The organism is Cellulomonas sp. JZ18, assembly GCF_009720485.1.
Classification (GTDB): Bacteria; Actinomycetota; Actinomycetes; order Actinomycetales; family Cellulomonadaceae; genus Cellulomonas.
In genome coordinates this window covers 3,507,830-3,531,167 of record NZ_CP045245.1, presented here as the reverse complement: position 1 = coordinate 3,531,167, position 23,338 = coordinate 3,507,830, and the positions used below count along the sequence as shown (strand labels likewise).

The following is a 23,338-nucleotide window of genomic DNA, read 5'->3' as shown; positions in this document are numbered from 1 at the left end:
CGTTCCTCATGAGCAGCGCCCTGGTCGCGGGACGTCCGCGCCGGCGGACGCAGCCACGTGGCGCATGGTGTCGAAGTACAACTGCTTCGAGATCCTCTACAACGGAACGTTCTACGCCCTCACCAACGTGTGTGCCAACAAGGTCTACAACGGCAAGCCGGTGGCGCTGTACGCCACCGTCTACGTCAACGGGCACAAGATGAAGCTGTGCATGCCGCAGGGCAAGCTGTACACGCTGGGCGTGCGGGGCGAATGGCTCTACGAGGGCGGCAGCTCGTGGCCGGACGGGTGTGACGCGTCGAGCGGCCAGATCTACCGGGTCCAGTAGCCCGCACGCCACTGCGGCGACCGGGTCGCCGACCAGGCGGGCTCCTGCCCGCCGACGGGGAGCACGCCGAGGCCCGGCGTGCTCCCCGTCACCCGGGCGTCAGCACCACCAGCTGCCGCGTCGCCCGCGTCATCGCCACGTACCGGTCGACCGCGCCCTGCACGCCGTCGCCCCAGGATGCCGGGTCGACGAGGACGACGAGGTCGAACTCGAGGCCCTTGACGAGCTCCGGCGGCAGCGAGCGCACGCGCCCCCCGTCGCCGGCGTACCCGGGCGCGCCGACGACGCACGCGGTGCCCTCGTCGTGCTCGGCGAGCCAGGCGCGCACGACCCGGTCGAGCTCGTCCACCGCGCCGTGGCGCACCGGGGGGCCGCCGCGCACCGACGTCGGCACGGTCACGTCGGGCAGTGCCTCGCGCACGACCCGCTCCGCCTCGACCATGACGGGCGCCGGCGTCCGGTAGCCGATGGTCAGCGTCGCGACGCGCACCCGCTCGAGCCCGACGCGGGCGAGCCGCTCCTGCCACGAGCCCGCGAACCCGTGCCGGGCCTGGGCACGGTCGCCGACGACCGTGAGGCTGCGCGACGGGCACCGCGCGAGCAGCATGTGCCACTCGGCGTCCGTCAGCTCCTGCGCCTCGTCGACGACCACGTGCGCGAACGGGCCCGCGAGCGGGTCCCCGTCGGCCGTCGGCCCGCCCGCCCCGGTGAGCAGCGCCGCCTCCAGGTCCGCACCGCGCAGCATCGACATGACCTGCATCTCCGTGTCGTCGGCGGCGAGGAGGTCCGCGACGACGTCGGCCCGCCGCGCACGCTCGGCCGCGACGGCCGCCGCCTGCCGGTGCGCGCGCCGCGGCGCGTCCGCGTCGCCCAGCCGGTGCCGTGCGGCGTCGAGCAGCGGCAGGTCCGCCACGGTCCAGGCGCGCGGGTCGGGGCGCTGGAGCAGGCGGACCTGCTCGGGCGCGAGCCACGGCGCGCAGAGCCGCAGGTACGCGGGGACCGACCACAGGTCGGCCACGAGGTCGGCGGCGTCGAGCAGGGGCCATGCCCGCCCGAAGGTGCGGCGCAGGTCCCGGTCGCGCGCCAGCGCGCGGCGCAGCGGGTCCGCCGGCACGTCGTCGTCGGCGTGCCGGTCGACGAGGGCGTCGAGCAGCGCCTCCCACACCTGGTCGCGCGCCTCGTTGTGGGGCGTACCGGGCTCGGCGGCGTCGAACGCCTCGGCCCAGTCGTCGGGCCCGACGGGGACGTCGACCCACGGGGTGTCGACGACGAGGCGGGCCGTCGGCGGCCGCTCGGAGAACCGCACCGCCGGCTCGATCGCCCGCACCATGTCCAGCGACGCCTTGAGACGGGCCACCTCGGGGTCGGTCTCCTCCACCGCCGTCGCGCCCTCCGGCACGAGGTCGCGCAGCGTGCACGTGCGCACGCCCTCCTCGCCCAGGCTCGGCAGCACGTCCTCGACGTACGCGAGGTACGGCGCGTGCGGGCCGACCACCAGCACCCCGCCCCGGCGGTGGCCCAGGCGCGGGTCGGAGTGCAGCAGGTAGGCGGTGCGGTGCAGCGCGACCACCGTCTTGCCGGTGCCGGGGCCGCCGTCCACCACGAGGGCGCCGTCCGACCCGGCCCGGACGACGGCGTCCTGGTCGGCCTGCAAGGTGCCGAGCACGTCGCGCATCCGGGGGGTGCGCGCCGCGGCGAGCTCGGCGAGGAACGCGGACTGGTCGTCGAGCGCCGCGTGCCCCGTCAGGCCGTCGGGTGTGAACACCTCGTCCCAGAAGTCGGTCACGCGGCCGCCGGTCCAGCGGTAGCGCCGGCGGCTGACGAGGCCCATCGGGTCGGCGTGCGTCGCGCCGAAGAACGGCGCGGCGGCGGGCGAGCGCCAGTCGACGAGCAGGCGCCGGCCGTCCTCGTCGGTGAGCCCCAGCCGCCCGACGTACACGGGCGCGGCGTCGTCCGCGCGGACCATGCGCCCCAGGCACAGGTCCGCACCGAAGCGTCGCAGCGTGCGCAGCCGCGCGGTCAGGCGGTGGACCTCCTGGTCCCGCTCGACGGCCTGCCCGGCCGGGCCCGCGGGGGCGCGTCGGACGGCGTCGAGCCGGGCGGACAGGACGTCGACGGACCGCGCGACGGCGTCGGCGACCGCCGTCAGGTGCTCCTCGTCCTGGGCGACGAGCGCGGGGTCCGCCTTGGCGGCGAGGCGTGCGGGCAGGGCGAAGACGCTGGTCACGGGGTACACGGTGGCGCTCCCATCGGTCGAGGTCGGTCATCCTCGACGACGACGGGGGCCTTGCCGCAAGACCCCGGGTCCGCTATACGTTGAGAGTGGCGGGGAGAGGTCTCTCCTCGCCGTCGTCGTTCCCGGGCACGTCGACCTACCCGGGCACGTCGTTCCCGGGTAGGTCGTTCCCGAGCCCGTCGTCCCCGGCCGGTCCTGTCCGAGCCGGCGCCCTGCCCCGACTCAGCCCTCGACGAACGCCAGCGCCTCCGCGACGAGGCCGCGCCACACGTCCGGGTCGGACGACGCGACGCGCACCCACTCCCGCATGGGCGGGCGGTCGACCGGGAACGGCAGGCCCTCGCCGGACGCCACGAGCTCCGCGACGCGCCGCGCGGGCAGCTTCACGACCAGGTGCTCGTGCGGCGTCATCGCCGCGATCCGCCCGTGCACGCGCAGCGTCGCCGTGCCGAAGTGCCGCGGCCCGGCCGCGGGCAGCACGACGCCCGGGACGTCGGTGAACGCCGCGGCGACGGAACGCAGGCGCTCCTCCGCCTCGGACACCTCAGGACGGGTTCGCCCCGCCGGGCAGGGGCAGGTCGTCCGGGTCCGGCGCGTCCGGCACGGCCGGCGGCGGGTCGTCGCTCGGCAGCGGCTGCTCCTCGCGCGGGTCGTCCGGCTGGGCGTCGTCGCCCGGGACGTCGGTGAACTGCGGCTCGTCGGGCACGGCACCCGGGTCGGGGATCGGGCTGCTCATCGCGCACCTCCAGGCGTGGTCTCGCGTCGGTCGCCGCGGGCGCGGCGGACGGGGACACGGTAGGGCGGCGAGGGAGCCGGCGCGCGGGCACGCAGCCCCGCGCCGGTGCGGGCGCGGGCAGCGACGGTGCGGGGCCGGCGTGGGGCTGTGCGGCGGGACGCACCGAGCCGGCGCGACGAGCGGGCGGGACGAGCCGCGCCGCCCGGACGACCCTGCGGGACGTGCCGAGGGGACGTGCCGACGGGAGTGCCGAGGGGACGAGCCGCCGGGACGTGCCGACGTCGTCAGAGGACGGGTGCCGCCTGCCCGACCACCTCGGGACCGCCCACCTCGTGCCCCCCGTCGGCGTCGTGCACGAAGGCGTGCGCGACGCGCATGCCGGGCTGCCCGGCCGCGGAGGCGTCGACGACGACGCGCGGGTACGGGCGGGTGTCGTCCGCGGGGGACGTCCAGCCGACGGCGGCGGCCGACAGGCGGCAGCGGCGCGCGTGGTCGCGGGCCTCGGCGACGCCCGCCGACCCGTGCGCGAACGTGGTCACGTGGAACCCGTCCTCGTCCTGCACCAGCACGAACGGGGCGACGCCCCGCTCGTCGGCCAGCGCCTGCTCCAGCGCGTGCTCGAGCGCGCGCAGCGCGAGGTCCTGCACGCGCGGGGTCGGGCGGTGCGGCAGGTCCTCGGGCGTGAGGGTCGAGACGGGTGCGACGACCGGCGTGGAGGCGGTGACGACGTCGGCCTCGGGCAGCACCGGCTCCGGCGCGTCGAGCGAGGTCGGCGCCGGGTCGTCGAGGGGGCCGGGGCCCGCCGTCGGACCGGCGTCCGGGAGGAGGGCCGGGGGCGGCGTCGCGTCCGCCGGTGCGGCGACCGCGTGGGCCGCCGGGGCCGGCGGGGCCGGCCGGTCGGACGCGGGAGGGGGCGCGTCCGACCGACCGGTCGAGGGCGCCGGTGCCGCGGACGCGGCGGCCGACGGCTGCGCCCCGCGGCGCCCGCGCGTGGGCAGGACGGGCGCGGGCGAGGAGCCCGTGGGGACGCGCACCGGCTCCCAGCCCGTCGCGGGCGGGGGAGCGGCGTGCCGTCCCGCGGCCGGCGGCGCGACGTCGGGCCGGGTCTGGTCGGCCGTCCCGTCGGTGCCGGGTGCAGCGGGCCGTGCGCTCGTCCCCGTCGCGTCGGCCGCGTCCGACGGGCCCGTGGGCACGGGCAGCGCGGGTGCGGGGAGTGCCGGTGCGGGTGCCGTGAGGTGCGCGGTCGCGCGTCGCACGTAGTCGACCGTCCACGGGGGCGTGCGCAGCCGCCAGCGCGCGTGGGCGTCGAGCACCGCGAGCACCGGCATGTGCACGCGTCCGCCGGCGACGACGCCGGGCGTCGCACCCTCGGGTCCCGGGCACATCATCCACACGGCGTCGGGGACGGCGTGCACGAGCAGGTCGCCGACCGCGATGCCCAGGGCCGCCGTGACCCCGGCCGGTGGGGGCGCGTCGGCGGCGTGGGTCGCCAGCAGCCGTGCCCACCGCGCGTCGAGGGCCTGCGGGTCGCGCACGTCGACGCCGTCGTCGTGCAGCCACGCGCGCAGGCGGTCCAGGTGCGCGGCCTCGGCCGGCGCGAGCGGACGGGCGAGGACGACGGGGCCGGAGCCGGGCGCGACAGCCGGTGCGGTCCCCGCCGGGAGGGTCGGCGAGGCGGTCTGCATGACCTGAGCATCGGCGTCGGCGGGGGGCGCCTTGAGCCTCGGATGTGTGACGGATGTGTGACAGCTCGGCGTGCGCGCCGGTTACGGTGGGAGCCGCCGTCATCCGCCCGTCCCCGTCCCAGCCGGGTCCCGTCCCGTCCCGTGGAGGTCCGACATCCGCCGCGCCGCCGTCGCCGTCGTCACCGCCGCGTCGCTCGCCCTCGGCGGCGCCGCCGGCGGGTGGGCGTGGTCCGCGGGCAGGCACGCGGAGGCCCTCGCCGAGCGTGCGGCCGCCGACGGGCGGGTCGCGGCCGTCGCGGCCGTCGCCGACGCCGACCGGGACGCCGCGAGCGCTGCCCGGGCCGCGCTCGTGGCGGCCGGCACGTCGGCGGTGCTCACCGGACCGCGAGCGGCGCTCGACGCCGTCCTGGCGCAGGGGCGCAGCACGCTGGACGGCTCGACCGGGCGGGTCGCCGACGACGCCGTGCGGCAGGCGCTCGCGGCGGTCCTGGACAGCGCCGGCGCCGAGGCCGGCACGGCGTCGGCCGCGCGGCTGCGGGTGCTCGCCGCGGACGTGGCCACCGCCGAGGCGGTGGTCCGCGACGCGGTCGCCGCGCACGACGCCGCCGCGCAGGAGGCGGCCGCGCAGGAGGCCGCCGCGGCACGCCGCGCCGCCGCGGCGTCGCCGCGCACCGGCCCCGCCGCCCCGGCCCCCAGCCGGCGGGCCGCTCGTGCGCGACGACGTACTCGGGCCCCGCGTTCTACACGTCCGCGCCGACGGACGGCGGCGACGGCAGCAACGGCCGGCTCCCGGCCTCCGCGCTGACGGCCGTGTCGTGGACCCGCGACTCGCGCGGCACGCCCTTCTACCTGCGGCACGACGCGGCGGCGGCGCTCGAACGGCTCAACGCGGCGTTCCGTGCGGACCTCGGGCACGACCTGGCGCTGGACCTGACGTACCGCGACTACGACACCCAGGTGGCCATGCGCGCGGCGCTCGGCTCGGTGGCCGCCACCCCGGGGACCTCGTCGCACGGCACGGGGCTGGCGATCGACGTGCCCGAGCTGCCGTGCGAGTACGGGTGGGGCACCGCCGCGCGTGCGTGGCTCGTGGAGCACGGGCCGTCGTACGGCTGGGTGTCGCCGTCGTGGGCGCGCCAGGACGGTTCCAACCCCGAGTACTGGCACTACGAGTACCGCGGCTGACCGGTCGTCCTGGCGCCCCCTCGCGGCGGCGCGCCGGCCCGGGGCCCGGTCCGGCCGGCGTCGGTCCAGGTCCCGGGCCAGGCCCGAGCCCGGCGCAGGACCGGCCACCAGCGCCCGCAGCAGCGGCACCCGGGCCGAGCCCGGCGGTCACCGGGGCCGGTCGCGGTCCTTGCTCGGCTGCACGCGCTTGGGCTCGCCCGGCATCTTCGGGTACTCCGGCGGGTAGGGCAGGTCGCCGTGCCCCTCGTCGCGCTCCTGCCGGTCGGCCAGCTCCAGCAGCGACTCGAGCCGGTGGCGCGGGGTCGCGTGCGCGACGAGCGGTGCGAAGAGGTCGCCCACCTCGGCGAGCCGTGCCGGCACGGTGCGCACGTCGAAGTCGTCGGGGTGCACCTCGCCGACCTCGTCCCAGGTCAGGGGCGTCGACACCGTCGCGCGGGCGTTGGAGCGGATCGAGTACGCCGAGGCGATGGTCCGGTCACGGGCCATCTGGTTGTAGTCGACGAAGATCTTCTGCCCGCGCTCCTCCTTCCACCACTTCATCGTCACCTGGTCCGGCAGGCGGCGCTCGAGCTCGCGGCCGAACGCGATGGTGGCGCGGCGGGCCTCGGTGAACGACCACTCCGGCTCGATCGGCACGAAGACGTGGATGCCGCGGCCGCCGGACGTCTTGGGCACGCCCTCGAGCCCGTGCTCGGCGAGCAGCTCGCGCACGTGCGGCGCGACCCGGGCGGCGTCGTCGAAGTCCGTGCCGGGCTGGGGGTCGAGGTCGATGCGGATCTGGTCGGGGCGGTCGACGTCGTCGCGCGTGACCGGCCACGGGTGGAACGTGAGCGTGCCCATGTTCGCGGCCCAGGCCACGACGGCCAGCTCCGTCGGCGCGACCTCGTCCGCCGTGCGGCCGCTGGGGAACGCGATGCGCGCGGTCTCGACGTAGTCGGGCGCGCCCTGCGGGACCCGCTTCTGGTAGAAGGCGTCGCCGCTGTTGTCCTGCCGGGTGGACATGCGTGCCCCCTCGAACACGCCCTTGGGCCAGCGCTCGAGCGTCGTCGGCCGGAGCAGCAGGGCGCCGAGGATGCCGTCGCCGACGGCGACGAAGTACTCGACGACGTCGAGCTTCGTCAGCCCGCGTGCGGGGAACACGACGCGGTCCGGGCTCGTGACGCGGACCGTGCGACCGCGCACCTCCAGCTCGACCGCGGGTGTCTTCTGTGCCATGGCTCACACCGTAGGGCCGGGTGCCGACATCCGCCCGGGCCGCCACGGCCACCTCCCGCGCGCGTCGCCCCAGGTGAGGGCCGCGGCGACGTCAGGGCGACGTCGACAGCAGGCCCCGGCGGTGCGCGACCGCGACCGCCTCCGTGCGCCCCGACGCCCCGAGCTTGGTCAGCAGGTTCGACACGTGCACGGACACGGTCTTGCCCGAGATGAACAGCCGCTCGCCGATCTGCCGGTTCGACAGACCCTGTGCCACGAGCGCGAGGACCTCCGCCTCCCGGGCGGTGAGCACGTCGGCGGTGGGCGCCCGCACGCCGTCGACGTCGAGCCGACCGCGGCGCACGAGGTCGCGCACGGCCGAGGCCAGCGGCACCGCACCCATGCGCTGCGCCGCCGCGAGCGCGGCCGCCGCCTGCGCCGACGCGCCCGTCCGGTCACCCGCACCGAGCAGCGCCTCCGCCCAGCGCCACCGCGACCGCGCCTGCTCGTACACGTGCCCGTAGCCGAACTCCTCGACGGTCAGGGCCCACGCCTGCGGGTCCGGCCGGCCGTGCGCGCGTGCGTGCTCGGCACGTGCCCGCGCCAGCCACGCCCGGCCCTCCGGGCCGATGCCGCCCGAGCGCGGCCGCCGGCCCTGCGCGGTGCGTTCCGCACGCTCGAGCCGGGCGTCCGCGTCGAGCAGGAGGTCGGTGACGTCGCCCCCGGTGAGCCGGGCGGCCGCCGCCTCGTCCGCCGTCGCGGCCAGCGCGAGCGCCATCATCCGGATGCCGCCGGTGTACATCTCGGGCCACACGGACCGCATGTGCGCGTCGACCCGGTCCAGGAGCGCCCGTGCCTCGGCCGGCCGGCCCTGCCACGTCAGGGCGTCGACGGCGTTGCCGCCCGCGAGCAGGGCGACGAGCGGGTCCCGGTCCCACCACGGCTCGAGCGCCGCGGCCCGCTCCACGGCGTCGGCGTCGCCGCGCGCGACCGCCGCCCACAGCCGCGCGGCGCCGACGAGCGCGACCGCGAGCCCGGGCGCGTCGCCGCCCTCCACCAGCCCGGCCGCGGGCGCGGCGAGGTCCCCGCGCGTGAAGCGCACCGTGGCGTCGAGCGCGTGCAGGTCCATGCCGTGCGGCGCCCACGTCATGCCGAGCGCGCGGGCACGTGCGAGGCCCTCCGCGGTCGCCGCCGCCGCGGCCTCCAGGTCGCCGACGTCGTAGTGCGCCGCGGCGAGGTTGTACCGGATCCGCAGCTCCGTGGCGCGGTCGTCGCCGGCCACCGCGCGCTCCAGCGCCTCGCCGAGCAGCCGCGTCGAGTGCACGTGGTCCAGGCGCTCGGCGACGGCCAGCGTGGCGAGCGCGTCCGACTCGGCCGCCGCGTCGTCCACCGCCCGGGCGATCTCCACGGCCCGCCCCGCGAGCTGCTCGGCCTCGTCCTCCCGGCCCGCGTTCACCGCCGCCCGCGCGTAGGTCGCGAGCGCCCACGCGCGTGCGGGCGTCGGGGCGTCCGGCAGCTCCGCGACGGCACGCGCGGCCTCGACGAGCGCGGTCGCGACGTCGTCGACCCCGAGCAGGTGCCGCGCGAGGGCCGTGCGCACCGCCGGCACCTCGGCGGACGGCGCGTCGTCCAGGGCCGACCGCGCCAGCTGCACCGCCCGGTCGGACGCGCCCGCCCGGCTCGCGGCGCCGGCCGCGAGCAGCAGCACGCCGGCCCGGTGCTCGGGCAGGTGCGCGGCCTCGTCCGGCACGGCGTCCCACAGCCGCAGGACCACCTCCAGGTGGCGCAGCTCCTCCGTCGGCGCCAGCACCCGGTGCGCCTGCACGGCCGCGTCCCACGACGCCCGCAGGGCCACCGGCAGGTCGGGCGCCCGCACCGCGTGCGCGGCCCGCTGCGCGGCCGTGCCGACGCCCGGGTCCGCGTCGAGCGCGCGCAGGAAGGCGCGGTGCACGCCGCTGAGCTCGCCGGGCAGCAGGTCGGCGTAGACCGCCTCCGCGAGCAGCGCGTGCCGGAACGCGATGCGGCCGTCCTCGACGACCAGGACGTGCTGCGCGACCGCCTCGCGCAGCGCGCGGTCCACCGCGCCCGGCTCGCGCAGCGCCGGGTCGTCGTCCGCCCGCGCGGCGGCGCGCAGCAGCGGCTCGTCGACGCGCCGGCCGGCCGCGGACGCGAGCTGCACCAGCCGCAGCGGCGCCGGGTCCAGCTGCTCGACGCGCGTGCGCAGCACGTCGCCGAGCGACCAGGGCAGCTCGTCGCCGTCGACGCCGGCCTCGAGCAGCTCCTCGGTGAAGTAGGCGTTGCCCTCCGCGCGCTCGCGCACGCGGCGCAGCACCGGGTCGGGCAGGGGGGCGCCCGCCACCGCCGCGGCGAACACGCGCAGCTCGTCCTCGGTGAAGGGGTCGAGCGGCAGGCGCTCCGTGCGCGGGTGGCGCGCCAGCTCCGCCGCGACCGGGCGCCACGGGTGGCGCCGGTGCAGGTCGTCGGTGCGGTACGTGACGACGACGAGCAGGTGCTGAGCCGTCAGGCGGGACACGAGGAAGCGCAGCAGGTCCCGGCTCGACGCGTCGGCCCAGTGCAGGTCCTCCAGCACGAGCAGCAGCGGGTGCGCGGGCGACGCGCACGCGGCGAGGGCCTCGACCACGCCCTCGAACAGCTGCAGCCGGTCGGCCGCGACGTCGCCCGCCGGCGACCCCGCCCCCGGCCCGGCGAGCCGGGCGAGCGCGGGCCGGTCCGCCACCACCGCGCCGACGGCGGCGGGGTCCAGCGCGTGCAGCGCGCCCAGGGCCTCCGCGAACGGCAGGTACGGCAGGCCGATCTCGCCCAGGTCGACGCAGTGCCCCAGCGCGACCCGCGCGCCGTCGGCCTCCGCGCGCGCCGCGAACTCCCGCACCAGCCGGGTCTTGCCGACGCCCGCGTCCGCGCCGAGCAGCACGAGCGCGGGCGCACCGGTACGCGCGCGGTCCAGGGCCTCGGTCAGCCGGGCCACCTGGGCCGCGCGCGCCACGAACGGGGTGCTCATCGGGCCGCGTGCCACGCCCCCGATCCTGGCAGCCCCCACCGACGCCCGGGTGCGCGCACGGTGGTGCGCCGGGCCCCGGCCGCCCGTGCGCGGCGGGCGCCCCGCCGCGTCGCCCGTCCGGCCGCGAGCGCACCCCGGACGCTCTCGCGCCGGTAGGCGAGCTCCGCGTCGAGCGCGGGCCCCCACGTCGTGGTGCTCATGTCGTCCTCCCTCGTCGTGCCTCGCGTGCCGGGCGACGCGCTCCGGCACGGCACCGACGGTCGTCGTGAGGCGGCCCGTCGCGCATCGGTCGGTCGCCGGGTCGTCGCGGGCGGGTGCCGGGGCGTCGGCACTGAGGTGCCCCCGTCCACCGTCTGAGGTACCTCAGGCGGCGCCCCCTCCCGCGCCGCGGGGACGTCGTGGCCCGGGGGACCCCGACCCGGGACGGTCCGCGCCTCCGGGTCGGGTCGGGGTCCGTCCCGGAGGCGCGGCGGCGCACCGCACGGAAGGCTCGTGGTCTCGGGTGCGGAGGGTCCGCACCGGGACGGAGGACACTGATGGACGGGATCCGCGGGGCGTTCGCACGGGCAGGCCTGGTGCGCCCGTACGCCGGACGGATGCTGGCGGGCGTGTGCGCCGGCGTGGCGGCGCGCGCGGGGGTCGACCCGTGGGTGGTCCGGCTCGCCCTCCTCCTGCTGCTGGTCCTGCCGGGCAGCCCCTTCGTCATCTACGCCGCGCTGTGGATCTGCATGCCGGCCCAGGGCTGGGTCCCGCCGGCGCGCACCGGCGTCTGACCAGGGGCGGAGTCGGTCCCCTCGTGCAGGACGGCCGACCCGGACCGGTGTCCGGCACGCGGGCCGACCGGCGCGACGGGCGTCCGTCGGGCACCCTGGGGGGCGTGGGTGACGTCCGGGACCTCCGCAGCGGACGGCGACGTGGTGCGCCGCCGCCCCTCCTCGACGACGAGCTGGTCGTGACCGCCGAGCGCAGCGCGTCCCGTCAGGCGCGGCACTGGGTCATGCGCTCGGTGGCCGCCGTGGGCGTCGGCGGCGCGGCGAACCAGGTCATCGAGCTGCTCGCCGGCGAGCTGGTCTCGAACGCCGTGGTGCACGGCCCCGCGGGCGAGCCGGTACGGGTGGCGGTGCGCGTCGACGGGGCGCTCGTGCGCGTCGCGGTGACCGACCGCGGCGGCGGCACGCCCCGCGTGCGGCACCCCGAGCCGACCGCCCCGAACGGGCGCGGCATGGCGCTCGTCGAGGCGCTGTCGACCTCCTGGGGCTCGGCCCGGCAGCCCGACGGCGGCACGACCGTCTGGTTCGAGGTCGACACCGACCTCTGAGCGCCGCCCGGGCACTCTGCGCCACGTCCCTGCCACGTCCCTGCCGCGTCCCGGCCACGTCCCCGCCACGTCCTCGGCGCGCCCGGGCACCCGCGCCACGGGCCGTCACCGCCCCGCCGTCCGCCCTCCCGACGCTGCCCGTTGTGCGCACATCGGGCAGGAGGGATACGTTCGTCCAGGATTTCAGGGCGGGACGGGCCCCGGCGCGCCACCTGCGGGGCGTCGCGGGCGGGCAGGACGGAGGGGACGATGACGGACAGCGGCGGCGACGTGGCCACGCGCGAGCCCACGACGACCGGGGCGCTGCCCCACATCGTCGCCGAGGTGCGCGAGGACGGCACGGGGGAGATCTCGGTCGACGGCGTGCTCGAGCGCATCGCGGCGGCCGACCTCGCGGAGGCAGGGGCGCAGATGACGGCGCGCATCGCGTCCCTCGCGCAGGAGGCCGGGCGTGCGCTGCCCGTCGAGGTGCGCGACCCCGACGGGCTGTGGGCGCTGCTCATCCACCCGGACGGCCGGGTGGACGAGGCCCCGGACGACGCCGACGAGGCCGCGCCGCTCACGGCTGCCGTGCCCGGGACGGCTGCCGTGCCCGCGACGGGCGCGACCGTCTCGGCGGCGCCCGCCCCGGTCCCCGCGACGCCCGTCGCCGCACCGGGCCCCGTGCCAGGCCCCGTGCCGGCGACCGGCACGACCGACGCGGCTCTCGGGAGCGGTCCCGTGCCGGTCGCCGGCACCGGCGCGACCCCCGCGGTCGAGCCGCCGGCCACCCGCCGCGGCGGCCCGGCGACCGGCGCCACCGCCGCGGTCGGCACGCGGCGCGGCGGTCCCGCGACCGGTGCGACGCCGGCCGTGGGCGGTGCGTCGCTGCCGACCCTCGACGACCTGCTCGCCGCGCGGCACCCCGCGCACAGCGGCCCCGCCGAGCAGGGGTGGCAGGCCACGGTGCGCCGCCTCACGTTCGGCGCCGTGCACCCCGCTCCGGGACGCGCCGAGCGCCTGCGCCGCTCCCAGGTGGAGGCGGTGCGACGCACGTTCGACGGCCCGCGCACCGTGGTCGTCGTCAACCCCAAGGGCGGGGCGCACAAGACGACCGCGACGATGCTGCTCGCCGCCACGTTCGGCCTGCACCGCGGCGGGTACACGCTGGCGTGGGACAACAACGAGACGCGCGGGACGCTCGGCTGGCGGTCCTCGCACGCCGACCACACGCGCACCGCCGTCGACCTGCTGCACGCGCTGCCGGACCTGACGGGCCGCGGCACGCTGCGCATCGGCGACCTGGACTCCTACGTGCGCACGCAGCAGGACGAGCAGTTCGACGTCCTGGCGTCGGACGAGAACGCCGCCTCGGTGTCGAGCGTGGACGCGCAGTCGTTCCGGTCGCTGCACTCGGTGCTCGCGCAGTTCTACCGGGTGCTCGTCGTCGACACCGGCAACAACATGCGCGCCTCGAACTGGCGGGCGGCCGTCGACACCGCGGACCAGCTCGTCGTCGTGTCGACGCTGCGCGAGGACACGGCGCAGTCCGCCGCGTGGGCGCTCGACGCCCTGCGCGCGACCGGCCACGAGGAGCTCGTGCGGCAGGCCGTGACGATCCTGTCCTTCCCCGAGCCGAAGGTCGACAAGGACCTGCGCCAGCGCCTGAGGTCGCACTTCGGTGCGCTCACGCGTGCCGTCGTCGAGGTGCCGCACGACCGCGCGCTGGTGGCGGGCGGCCCGATCCGGCACGCCGCCCTGCGTCCCTCGACGCGCGACGCCTGGCTCCGGGCGACCGCCGTGGTGGCCGACGGGCTCTGACGCACCCGGTCGGCGGGACGTCGCCGGGACCGTGCAAGATCGACGGGCCGTGCGACACCAGGGGGTGAGGGCGTCGCGCGCACGCGTGCCGCCCGCCGTCCGTGCCGACCACACCCGCCGGGAGCCGCAGTGCCGTCGCACCCTCCGCACCTCGACGTCGTCGCCGACGGGCCGGGCCCGGACGCCGGCCCCGACGCCGCCCCCGGCACCGGGCCCACCGCCGGAGTCCCCGCTCCGGCGCACGACGCGGCCTGGTACGACGCGCTCGTCCGCGAGCACGCGACGGCCGTCCACCGGTACGTCGCGCGGCGTGCCGGCGCCGGCGAGGCGGAGGACCTGACCGCGGACGTCCTGACGGTCGCGTGGCGCCGGCGGGACGACGTGCCGGACGGCGCCGAGCTGCCGTGGCTGTACCGGACGGCCGCGTTCGTCGTGGCGAACCACCGGCGCAAGGGTCGCCCCGTACCGGTCGCGGAGGTCCCCGACACCCCCGACGGGGACGACCCGGCCCTGCTCGCGGTCCGGGACGACACCGTGCGCACCGTGCTCGCGGGACTGTCGGCGCGGGACCGGGAGGTCCTGCTCCTGCACGCCTGGGAGGGCCTGACGGGCGAGGCGCTCGCGACGGTGCTCGGCACCGGCCGGGGCGGCGCCGACGCCGCCCTGTCACGCGCCCGCTCGCGGCTGCGCGCCGCGTTCGCCGCGGTCGACGCCTGACGGGCCGCCGCCCCCGGGCGGGACGCCGTGCGCCGGCACCGGCTGCAAGACGGGCGCCGGCGACGACACAGAAGGGTCAGGAGGGCGCACCGCCGGCCGGTCGGCCGTGACGCCGCAGCGTCCCGAGGAGGACACCATGGACGAGCCCCGCGAGCCCCACGAGCCGCACCCCGACGAGCCGCGCCCCCACGAGCCGCGCGCCGACGAGCCGCGGCGCGGCGCGCCGACCGGTGCGGCCGACCCGTCCGCCCCGCGGGCGCGGACGTCGACGTCCTCGACCCCGCGGCCGAGGACGCCGCGGTCGCGCGGGTCCGCGCCGCCGACCCCGCGGCGGACGCGACGCCGGACCTGCCGCGGCTGACGGCGCGCCTGGCGGACGCGACGGGCGTCCCGCTCGCCGCGCACACGGGCGGGGACGTCGCCGTCCCGGACGAGCTCGCGGCGGCACGCGCCCGGCGCCGCCCCGCCCGCTGGCTGCAGGTCGCCGCGGTCGGCGCCGGCGCGCTGGTGCTCGCGGGTGGGGGCTACGCGGCGGGTGCGACGGCCGCGGGCGACCCGGCGGCGCCGCCGATCGCGGTGCAGCAGCAGGCGGAGCGGCTCGCGGAGGGGGCGGCCGCCGCGACGGCCGCGGCGGACGCGCGCAGCATGATCGCGCCCGGGTTCGGCATGCGGACCACGTTCACGGGCGAGGGGCTGCCGACCGAGGCGGGCGAGGCGCGGGCGTGGGCGTTCGACGCGACGTCCGTGGCGACCGCCGACGCGGCGCGCCGCGTCGCGGAGGCGCTGGGCGTGACGGGTGAGCCGCGCGCGGAGTGGGGGCAGTGGGTCGTCGGGCCGAACGACGGCACGGGGCCGACCGTGACGCTGTCCGGGGACGGCCTGGGCAACGTCTGGTTCCACGACCCGACGCGGGACCCGTCGGCGTGCGGCACGTTCCCGGACGGTGCGACGTCGGACGGCGGCCGGTCGGACGGCGCCGGGAGCCAGGCCGTGCCCGAGCCCGCCGCCGTCGACCCCGGCTTCGCCCCGTCGGTGCCCGCACCAGCGGCACCGGAGCCGGCGGACCCCAGCGTGTGCGACGCCGGGTCGACGCCGACGGGTGACGCGGCCGTCGCCGCCGCGCGGGACCTCGTCGAGCGGCTCGGCGTGGACGCCTCCGGGTACGAGTTCTCGGTCCTGGACGACTCCGGGCTGCCCGGCCTCGTGCAGGTGCAGGCCGCGCAGGTCGTCGACGGCACGCAGAGCGGCGTCGCCTGGTCCGTGGGCCTGGTCGGCGACGGCGTGCAGTCGGCGTCGGGCCCGCTCGCGGCGCTCGTCGAGCTCGGCACGTACGACGTCATCAGCGCCGCGCAGGCGGTGGACCGGCTCAACGACCCGCGCTTCGGTGCCTCCTTCGGCGGCGTGATGCCCCTCGCGCGCGCGGCCGACGCCGCCGAGGACCTCGCCGCCGAGAGCGCCGTCGGCATCATGCCCGTCGAGCCCGACCGCACCGAGCCGACGGTGCCGCCGGTCCCGGCCCCGGGCTCGCCCATCGCCTGGCCGGTGCAGCGCGTCACGCTCGTCGACGCCCGCCTCGGCGTCACCCTCCTGACGGCGCCCGACGGCGCGACGGTGCTCGTCCCGGCCTGGGAGCTCAGGGACGCCGACGACCAGACGTGGAGCGTCGTCGCCGTCACCGAGGAGCAGCTGGACCTGAGCCCGGTCGGCTGACCGGGTACGACCCGCCGCCGTGAGCCGCGGCGGCCGCCGGGCGCGGGGGAGGGCCCGCGTCCGGCCCGGGCCGGTCGGCGTCGGAGGGGCGCCGGCCGGCCCGCTCGCGCGCCCGCCGGCGTGCGGCCGCCGCCGTCGGTGGGCATGGGTAGCGTTCGCCCCATGCCCGCCGGACGACTGCTGCTCCTCGACACCGCGTCGCTGTACTTCCGTGCGTACTTCGGCGTGCCCGACTCGGTGAAGGCGCCCGACGGCACGCCGGTCAACGCGGTGCGCGGGCTGCTCGACATGGTCGCGCGCCTGGTCACGGACCGGCGTCCGACCCGGCTCGTCGCGTGCTGGGACGACGACTGGCGTCCCGCGTTCCGCGTCGAGGCCATCCCGTCGTACAAGGCGCACCGGGTCGCGCAGGACGTGCCGGGCACGACGGGTGTCGAGGAGGTGCCCGACACGCTGTCGCCGCAGGTGCCGGTGATCGTCGACGTGCTCGCGGCGCTCGGCGTCCCCCGGCTCGGCGCGCCCGGCTTCGAGGCGGACGACGTCATCGGCACCCTGGTGGCGCGCGAGACGGCCCGGCCGTCGGGCTCGCGCGACGCCGTCGACGTGGTCACGGGTGACCGCGACCTGTTCCAGCTCGTCGACGACGAGGTGCCCGTCCGCGTGCTGTACACCGTGAAGGGCATCAAGGACCTGCTCGTCGTCGACCAGGCGCAGCTGCACGACCGGTACGGCGTGGCGACGGGCCGTGCGTACGCCGACATGGCGACCCTGCGCGGCGACGCCAGCGACGGCCTGCCGGGCGTCGCGGGCATCGGGGAGAAGACGGCGGCCGCACTCCTGCACCGCTACGGCACGCTCGAGGCCGTCCTCGCGGCCCGCGACGCCGGTGACCCCGGGCTCACGGCCGCGCAGCGGCGCCGCCTCACCGAGGCGGCGGACTACCTGGCGGCCGCGCCGCGGGTCGTGCGCGTCGCCGCCGACGCCCCGGTCGCCGACGTCGACGACCGCCTGCCGGCGACGCCGGCCGACCCGGACCGGCTCGTGGAGCTCGCGCAGCGGTGGGGCCTGGCGTCGAGCGTGCGGCGCGTCGTGGACGCGCTCGCGGCGGCGCGCTGACGGCCTGCAGCGACGCGGGTACGGACGGCCCCCGGACGCGCGGGGCGGCGCCGAGCGTGCGTCCGCGGGGGCGAGGTCAGCCCGTGGCCGGCAGCGCGGTCCGGACGGTCTGCACGAGCCGCTCCACCTGGTCGGTGAACCAGCCGGGGCGGGCGTCCTCCCAGTACTGGGCGACCGACGCGAGCGGGTAGACGAGGACCTCGGGCTCGTCGTGCGCGAGCACGATCTCGGTGCCGAACCGGTCGCTGACGGCGGCCCAGCGCAGCGCCGGGGCGCGGGCGACGACGAGGTCGCCGAGCGCGACGCCGAACGCGTCCGCGAGGGGCCGGTGGTCCGGACGCTCCTCGGCCTGCGCCCACTGCGTCCGCACCCGGTCGAACAGCGCGGCCACCGCCGCGGGGTCGGCGGGGTCGTCGCACAGGTCGGCCACGAGGGTGCGCTGCTGGGCGAGCCAGATCCGCTCCGCGGGGTTGAGCTCGTCGACGGTGTGCCCGAGGTCCGTCGCGGGCGGCTCGTCGTCACCGTGCGCCGGGTCGTCGGCGGACGGCGCCCCGGCGCCGTGGTCGGGCTCGTCCCGGGCGAGCGCCGCGGGCACCGGCGGCACGAGCGGGGTGAGGTCGTCCTGCGCCGCCCGTGTGGCCGGGTCGTGCGGACCGCCGGGACGTGCGGGCCACACCGGCGTCAGGACGAGCTCGTCCTCGTCCTCGTCGTCCTGGTCCTCGTCGGTCGCGGGGACGTCGGCCGGGACGTCGGGAGCGGGGGCGTCGAGAGCGGGGGCGTCGGCGTCCGCCCCGGGCGCGTCCGCGGTCGCCGCCGCGCCGTCCGGTCCGGGCTCCTCGACGGGAAGGGGTGCGTCGGCCGGCGCGTGCGGCGTCGGCAGCACGGATCCCTGCGGCGGCGTCCGTCGGTCGAAGAGGCCCATGGGAGGTGCATCGGCCCGCTCACCAGGTCTCTTGACGCACCGGGGGCCGGTGTCGCCCGGACGGACGTCCGTGGCGGCACCGGCCCCCGGTGGGTGCGGTGACGGCTCAGCCGACGCGGATCACCTTCGCGGCGGCACCCGGCAGGTAGCCCTCGTCGCCGCCGTACAGCACGGTGACGACGTTGGTGTGCCGCAGCGCGGGCAGCGTCACCTGCGCCGTGCCGTCGGTGAGCGGCACGACGTCCAGCGGACGCAGGCCGAGCAGGACGCGCACCGCCCCGGTACCGGCCGGCGCACCCTCCTGGCTGCCGCCGACCGTGACGGTCACCGTCGGGGTGCTGCCCCGCGGCACCGTCCAGGTGTCGGCCGAGAGGGTCACGCGCGGCGCGGCCCGCGTGACCTTGAGCTCGGCGCGCCCCTCGGACGCCGCGACGTCCGCGGTCCCCGTGAAGACGGCGACGAGCCGGTGCCGGCCCGCCGCGAGGTCGCGCGGCAGCTCGACGGTCGCGGTGCCGACGAGGCCCTCGACGACGAGCTCACCGCTCGCGACGACGTCGTCGCCCTCGCGGATCTCGACCGTGCCCGCGGGGGCCCAGCTCTGACCGGTCACCGTGACGGTCGCGGTGACGGGGGAGCCGTAGCGGACCGACGTGTCGGACAGCGCGAGCGTCGTGCGGGACGCCGACGGGGCGAACTCCCGCTCGACGACCTCCGAGGTGGACCCGGCGTAGCGCGGGGTGTCCGGCACGTACTCGGCGCGGAACCGGTGCGGCCCGGCGCCGAGCGACTCGGTGCCCCAGACGCCGCTGCCCTCGACGACCTGCGTCTCGCCGAGCAGCGTCTCGCCGTCGTAGACCCGGAACGTGCCCGTGGCCTCGGCCGGGTCGACCTCCATCTCGAAGAGCGTGCCCTCGCCGGCCGTCCACGCGGACTCGACCTCGAGCGTCGTGGTCGTCGGGATCGGTGCGGGCACCATCACGTCGACCAGCTGCGCGCGGTCGCCCGGCGCGTTGAGGTGGTGCAGCGCCAGGATCCGCGCGTCGTCCGCGCCCGGGCCCCGGTGCACGTCGACCGTCGCCCCGTCGAAGGACGCCGAGACGAACTCCGCGCCGATGTTCGACTCGAACCACAGCGGCGGGTCGTACGGGTCGACCGTGAACGGCCCGACCTCGTCGATCACCCCGTCGGCCGGGTACGCGTACTGGCTGTACGTCCGGACCCAGACGCCGAGCTGGGTGCCCGGCTCGACGCCCAGCGCCGCGAGCGGCACCGGGACGGTGATGACGTTGTTGTCGAACGCCCCGGCCTCGACCTCGCCCGCGAACGGGAAGACCAGCTCCGGACCGGCGAGCAGCTCCTCGGTCTCGAGGTCGTACGTCTCGACCACCGTGTAGTCCGCGTCGGCGATCTTGGCGACGATGCTCACGACGTCGGGCTCGCCGTCGCCGTCGGTGTCGACGAGGACGCGCGGCCGCAGGCTGTGGCCGATCACCGCCCAGTCGGCGTCGGTCGCGATGCCCACCCCGAGGTAGCCGTCGGCGGTCGGGTCGCCACCGGCGGCCGCGACCGCGGGCGCCGTGGACGCCCAGCCGACGTGCCGGATGTCACCGGCCGCCACCGTGGACGCCGACGTCTCGGCCTCCGCCGGGAGCGCCTCCAGGCGCGGGCTGTCGGCCGCGTGCACCAGCGGGGTGACGAGTCCGTACCAGCCCTCGGCCACGACGTCGCGGCCGCTGATCGCGAGCTCGGCCGTCTCGGCGCCGGCGTCGGCGAACTCCACCGGCGCGGCCTCGAGGTCGGTCGTGGGGCGGGGTGCCGCCTGCACGGGCAGGCGCCACTCCCGGTCGCCCGAGCTGAGCACGAGACGGCCGGACACCTGCGAGACGAACTCGCGCGCGAGGCCCTCGACCTGCTCGACCTCCTGCGTCGGGTCGATCTGGCGGGCGAGCGTCGCGGGGTCGGCGGTGAACGTCAGCGTGACGATCCCCGTGCCGCCCGCGGGCACGCGCAGGGACGCGGGGCTCGCGGTGATCGAGGCCTCGCCGGACGTGGTGCTCTCCGTCACCGCCGTCGTGTAGGTGCGGGCGGTGCTGCCGAGGTTCTGCACCGTGACGGCCTTGCGGATCGTCACGGGCTCGGCCCCGACCTGCACCACGCCGAACGCGACCGACGTCTGCTGCGGCCGCTCCGCGTTGTACAGGAGCGTGTCGTTCGTGACGGCCGCGAGGGCGTCCACGCGGCCGGAGCCGACGCGCGCGGGGCCGTAGGCCAGGTCACCGCCGGGCTCGACCGTGACGTCGTGGGTCGCGGTGTTCATGATCCCCGCCTTGACCTGCGCGGAGGACCAGCCCGGACGCGCCTCCTTGACGAGCGCGGCGATGCCCGCGACGTGCGGCGCGGCCATCGAGGTGCCGTTGCTCGTGGCGCCCGCGTTGCCGGAGCCGACCCCGGCGGACACGATCTGCTGGCCGGGTGCCGCGACGTCCGGCTTGGCCCAGCCGAGCGAGCCGTGCGCACCGCGGGACGAGGACTCGCTGAGCGTGTCGGCGCCGACGTCCTGCCGCGTGGACAGGGCGAGCGACGGCCCGATGTGCGCGACCAGCGTGCCCGCCTCGATCTCGGGCAGCAGCGCGTCGGTCGTCGCCGCCGTCATCTGGAAGCCCGGGATGGCGGTGTTGCCGGCGATGCCGGCGGGGAAGATGCGCTCCTCGGTGGGCAGCAGCACGCCGACCGCGCCGGCGGCCGCCGCGTTGTTGAACCGCGCGCCGGAGCCGCAGCCGCGGGTCGCGTCGTCGTCGTTCCACCAGAGGTAGGCGATCTTGCCGGCGACCGCGGCCGCCTGCTCGGGCGTGAACGCCGTGCAGCCCTCGAACCTGTCGCCGAGGTGGACGACGGGAGCCGTGACGTCCTCCCCGGTGTAGCTCACGGAGTTCTGGCCCGCGTGGCGGCCGACGAGCGCCGGGTCGGACGCCTCGGTGACCTCCATGGCGTCGAACGCGAGGTCCTTGCCGACGGACCAGGCGACGGTGAGCCCCGCCGGGCCGTTGCCCGGGGAGCCGCCGATGTCCTCGACGTCGCCCTCGTTCCCGGCGGACAGCACCACGACCGTGCCGAGCGCGGTGAGCTCGGCGACCTGCAGGCTCTCCGGGTCGTCCGCGGGGGCGCCGGCGGCGCCGAGCGAGAGGTTGAGGACGTCGAGGCGGTCGGAGAAGTCGCCGTCCCCGTTCGGGTCGGCCGCGTGGTCGAACGCGAGCGGCGTGAGGTTGGTGGACCCCGCGACGTCGCCGAACACCTTCAGCGCGTAGAGCTTCGCGGCCGGTGCGGTGCCCGGGCCGACGGGCCAGTCGATGACCGACTCGAGCGCCGAGTAGTCGCCGCGGAACGTCGTCCCGTCCGGCGTGATGCCGTAGCCGGCGGCCGTGCCGGCGACGTGCGTGCCGTGCCCGTGCACGTCGATCGGGTTCTCGTCCGGGACGGGCACGAGCTGCGGCCCGGTGCCGTCCGCGTCGTAGATCTCGCCGGCGAAGTCGATCCCGCCGAGGAACTTCTCGGGGTCGTACGAGCCCTCGGGGATCGGCCCGGTGCCGTTCTCCCCGTACGCGGCCTCGTAGGCCTCGACGGTGCCGGGACCGCCGAAGTCGGCGTGCGTGTAGTCGATGCCGGTGTCGACGATGCCGACGGTCACGTCGGTGCCGAGCACGCCCGTGTCCTGCCACGTCGCGAGGGCGCGGGTGAACTCGACCTGCGCGGCGTTGTCGAGCCGGCGCTCCGCGACGAGGCGGACCGAGACGACGTCGTCGCGGTCGGCCAGCGTGCGCAGCTGCGCCGCGTCGCCGACGACGAGCGCGCCGGAGACCAGGTTGGTGAGGGTCGCGATGCGCGTCGGCTCGGCGGCGAGCGTGCGCGCCCCGTCGGCGGCGTCGGCGGGGACGACCTCGGCGGCCTTCGCCTCGGTGACCTCGGCGGCGGCGACGACGTCAGCGGGGGCGCCGCCCTCCTCGGCGACCTCGACGCCCGCGGGCGTGTCGAGCTCGACGAAGGCGGTCACGGTGCCCTCCGCCTGGGCGAGGGCGGAGCCGACGCCGTCCTCGGTGTCGGAGCCGGAGGCCGGGACCGCGACGGCGGGGTCGCTGACGAGCAGGCCGGACAGCTCGTCCGGTGGTGGGGCGGCGCTCGCGGGTGGCGCGAGCAGCGCGGTGGTGAGGGCGACGGACGCGGCGGCGATGCCGGCGAGTGCACGACGTGGCATGGGCTCATCCCGGGTGTCGGATGGATGCTGGGCACGACCGGCGCCGTGGACTCACGGCCACGGCGTCATACCCGGTATGGCCCCTGTCACAGTTCCCCCGGGCAGGTGCACGCTACTCACCGGTAGGCGTTTCGTCACCCCTCTGCCGGATTCCGCGGACCGTCCCGGTGCGCCGGGTTCGCCCGACCGTCCCGTGCGCGTGCGCCGGACGGTTCAGCGCAACGGGACGAACACGTACGAACCGTGCGTCGTGACCTCGACCGACCCGTCGGGGTGCCGCACGACGCGGTGCATCGTCCGGACCACGGGGACGACGAGCACGCCGCCCGGTGCGAGCTGGTCGACCAGGGCGACGGGCAGCCGCGGGGCTGCCGCCGAGACGAGCACCCGGTCCCACCCGCCCGGTCGCGGCCGGCCGAGCACGTCGGGGTCCGCGGGTTCGAGGCGGGCCCACGGCGTGCCGGCCGCAGCGAGGTTGCCCGCGCCCCACGCCGCGACCGCCGGCTCCAGCTCGAGCCCGAGCACCTCGCCGGTGGGTCCCACGAGGTGGGCGAGGAGGGCCGTCGTCCACCCGGAGCCGGCGCCGACGTCCAGCACGCGGGCGCCCACGGGCACCGCGAGCAGCCGCAGCATCGCGGCGACGGTGCTCGGCTGGGAGCCGGTGGACCCGTGCCCGAGGGGGAGTGCGCGGTCCTCGTGCGCGTGCCGGCGCTGCGCGGCGGGCAGGAAGGCGGCGCGGTCGAGCGCGCGCATCGCGGCGGCGACGTCCGCCGCGCGCTCGCGCAGATCGGGGGGCGGGCCGTGCGGCGGTCCGGGGCCGTCGTCACCCGGCCCGTCGACGCCGCGCGGCGTCCGGTGCGCCATGACGGCAGCGTACGACCGCCCGGGCGGGTCGGCGCCCGGTCAGGGGGTGGGCGGGCCGGCGCCCGGTCAGGGGTGGGCGGGTTCCCGGCGGAGCGGACGGTGGCCGCGTGGGGCGCGACCACGGGGACCTGGCCCGTGGGTGCCGGCGTGCCCGCGACGTGGCGTCCGGTCTTCACGACGGGCACCTGCCCCGTGGCGACCGGCACGACGGGGATCTGCCCGGTGACCGCGGCGACGGGCGCGACGACGGGGATCTGCC

19 protein-coding genes are annotated in these 23,338 nt (G+C 78.0%); 9 read left to right on the top strand and 10 right to left on the bottom strand.

The window, feature by feature from the left end:
• Positions 1 to 127: 127 nt before the first annotated feature.
• Positions 128 to 328, top strand: a complete 201-nt coding sequence (locus GC089_RS15905) for a hypothetical protein (RefSeq protein WP_155378455.1) — start codon at positions 128 to 130, stop codon at positions 326 to 328.
• A gap of 88 nt (positions 329 to 416) precedes the next feature.
• Here GC089_RS15905 and helR read toward each other — a convergent pair whose 3' ends face one another.
• The 4 genes from helR to GC089_RS15885 form a co-directional block, all read right to left on the bottom strand.
• Positions 417 to 2,555, bottom strand: coding sequence for an RNA polymerase recycling motor ATPase HelR (helR, locus tag GC089_RS15900; protein ID WP_230684883.1), 2,139 nt, complete (start codon positions 2,553 to 2,555; stop codon positions 417 to 419).
• Between the two features lie 231 nt (positions 2,556 to 2,786).
• Positions 2,787 to 3,107, bottom strand: a complete 321-nt coding sequence (locus tag GC089_RS15895) for a hypothetical protein (protein ID WP_155378453.1) — start codon at positions 3,105 to 3,107, stop codon at positions 2,787 to 2,789.
• A gap of 1 nt (position 3,108) precedes the next feature.
• Entirely contained in the window at positions 3,109 to 3,300 is a 192-nt protein-coding gene (locus GC089_RS15890) for a hypothetical protein (protein ID WP_155378452.1), read from the bottom strand.
• A gap of 284 nt (positions 3,301 to 3,584) precedes the next feature.
• Positions 3,585 to 4,985, bottom strand: coding sequence for a hypothetical protein (locus tag GC089_RS15885; protein ID WP_155378451.1), 1,401 nt, complete (start codon positions 4,983 to 4,985; stop codon positions 3,585 to 3,587).
• A gap of 70 nt (positions 4,986 to 5,055) precedes the next feature.
• Between GC089_RS15885 and GC089_RS18540 the strand changes: the two genes are divergently transcribed.
• Both GC089_RS18540 and GC089_RS18535 read left to right on the top strand, forming a co-directional pair.
• On the top strand, positions 5,056 to 5,790 hold the full coding sequence (locus tag GC089_RS18540) for a hypothetical protein (protein ID WP_196250737.1): 735 nt from the start codon (positions 5,056 to 5,058) through the stop codon (positions 5,788 to 5,790).
• Between the two features lie 5 nt (positions 5,791 to 5,795).
• Positions 5,796 to 6,170, top strand: coding sequence for a D-alanyl-D-alanine carboxypeptidase family protein (locus tag GC089_RS18535; protein WP_196250736.1), 375 nt, complete (start codon positions 5,796 to 5,798; stop codon positions 6,168 to 6,170).
• Positions 6,171 to 6,317: 147 nt separating this feature from the next.
• Here GC089_RS18535 and ligD read toward each other — a convergent pair whose 3' ends face one another.
• The 3 genes from ligD to GC089_RS15865 form a co-directional block, all read right to left on the bottom strand.
• Complete coding sequence (gene ligD, locus GC089_RS15875; RefSeq protein WP_155378449.1) at positions 6,318 to 7,385, bottom strand: non-homologous end-joining DNA ligase; 1,068 nt, start codon at positions 7,383 to 7,385, stop codon at positions 6,318 to 6,320.
• Between the two features lie 91 nt (positions 7,386 to 7,476).
• The gene (locus GC089_RS15870; protein WP_230684882.1) at positions 7,477 to 10,398 is read right to left on the bottom strand and encodes a helix-turn-helix transcriptional regulator; all 2,922 of its coding nucleotides are present in this window, start codon (positions 10,396 to 10,398) and stop codon (positions 7,477 to 7,479) included.
• Entirely contained in the window at positions 10,380 to 10,583 is a 204-nt protein-coding gene (locus GC089_RS15865; RefSeq protein ID WP_155378448.1) for a hypothetical protein, read from the bottom strand. The genes GC089_RS15870 and GC089_RS15865 overlap by 19 nt, the downstream gene beginning before the upstream one ends.
• A 336-nt stretch (positions 10,584 to 10,919) precedes the next feature.
• Here GC089_RS15865 and GC089_RS15860 point away from each other — a divergent pair, with 336 nt between their 5' ends.
• From GC089_RS15860 to GC089_RS15835, 6 genes are all read left to right on the top strand, one after another.
• Positions 10,920 to 11,156 carry a PspC domain-containing protein gene (locus GC089_RS15860; protein ID WP_155378447.1) on the top strand — a complete coding sequence of 79 codons (237 nt, stop codon included), beginning with the start codon at positions 10,920 to 10,922 and terminating at the stop codon, positions 11,154 to 11,156.
• Between the two features lie 104 nt (positions 11,157 to 11,260).
• Positions 11,261 to 11,701: an ATP-binding protein gene (locus tag GC089_RS15855; protein ID WP_230684881.1), complete on the top strand. Its 441-nt coding sequence runs from the start codon at positions 11,261 to 11,263 to the stop codon at positions 11,699 to 11,701.
• A 249-nt stretch (positions 11,702 to 11,950) separates the two neighbouring features.
• Positions 11,951 to 13,501 (top strand): chromosome partitioning protein, encoded by a 1,551-nt coding sequence (locus GC089_RS15850; RefSeq protein ID WP_155378446.1) that lies wholly within the window; start codon positions 11,951 to 11,953, stop codon positions 13,499 to 13,501.
• A 129-nt stretch (positions 13,502 to 13,630) separates the two neighbouring features.
• A complete protein-coding gene (locus GC089_RS15845; protein WP_155378445.1) occupies positions 13,631 to 14,218 on the top strand; it encodes an RNA polymerase sigma factor in 588 nt (195 codons plus the stop codon).
• 507 nt (positions 14,219 to 14,725) lie between these two features.
• Entirely contained in the window at positions 14,726 to 15,928 is a 1,203-nt protein-coding gene (locus tag GC089_RS15840) for a hypothetical protein (protein WP_155378444.1), read from the top strand.
• Positions 15,929 to 16,090: 162 nt separating this feature from the next.
• Positions 16,091 to 17,044, top strand: coding sequence for a 5'-3' exonuclease (locus GC089_RS15835; RefSeq protein WP_155378443.1), 954 nt, complete (start codon positions 16,091 to 16,093; stop codon positions 17,042 to 17,044).
• 76 nt (positions 17,045 to 17,120) lie between these two features.
• On the opposite strand, the gene GC089_RS15830 is transcribed toward GC089_RS15835, so the two are convergent.
• The 3 genes from GC089_RS15830 to GC089_RS15820 form a co-directional block, all read right to left on the bottom strand.
• Entirely contained in the window at positions 17,121 to 17,966 is an 846-nt protein-coding gene (locus GC089_RS15830; protein ID WP_155378442.1) for a DUF3806 domain-containing protein, read from the bottom strand.
• A 106-nt stretch (positions 17,967 to 18,072) separates the two neighbouring features.
• Positions 18,073 to 22,215 carry a S8 family serine peptidase gene (locus GC089_RS19770; protein WP_155378441.1) on the bottom strand — a complete coding sequence of 1,381 codons (4,143 nt, stop codon included), beginning with the start codon at positions 22,213 to 22,215 and terminating at the stop codon, positions 18,073 to 18,075.
• Positions 22,216 to 22,428: 213 nt separating this feature from the next.
• Positions 22,429 to 23,079: a protein-L-isoaspartate O-methyltransferase gene (locus GC089_RS15820; RefSeq protein ID WP_155378440.1), complete on the bottom strand. Its 651-nt coding sequence runs from the start codon at positions 23,077 to 23,079 to the stop codon at positions 22,429 to 22,431.
• Positions 23,080 to 23,338 lie beyond the last annotated feature (259 nt).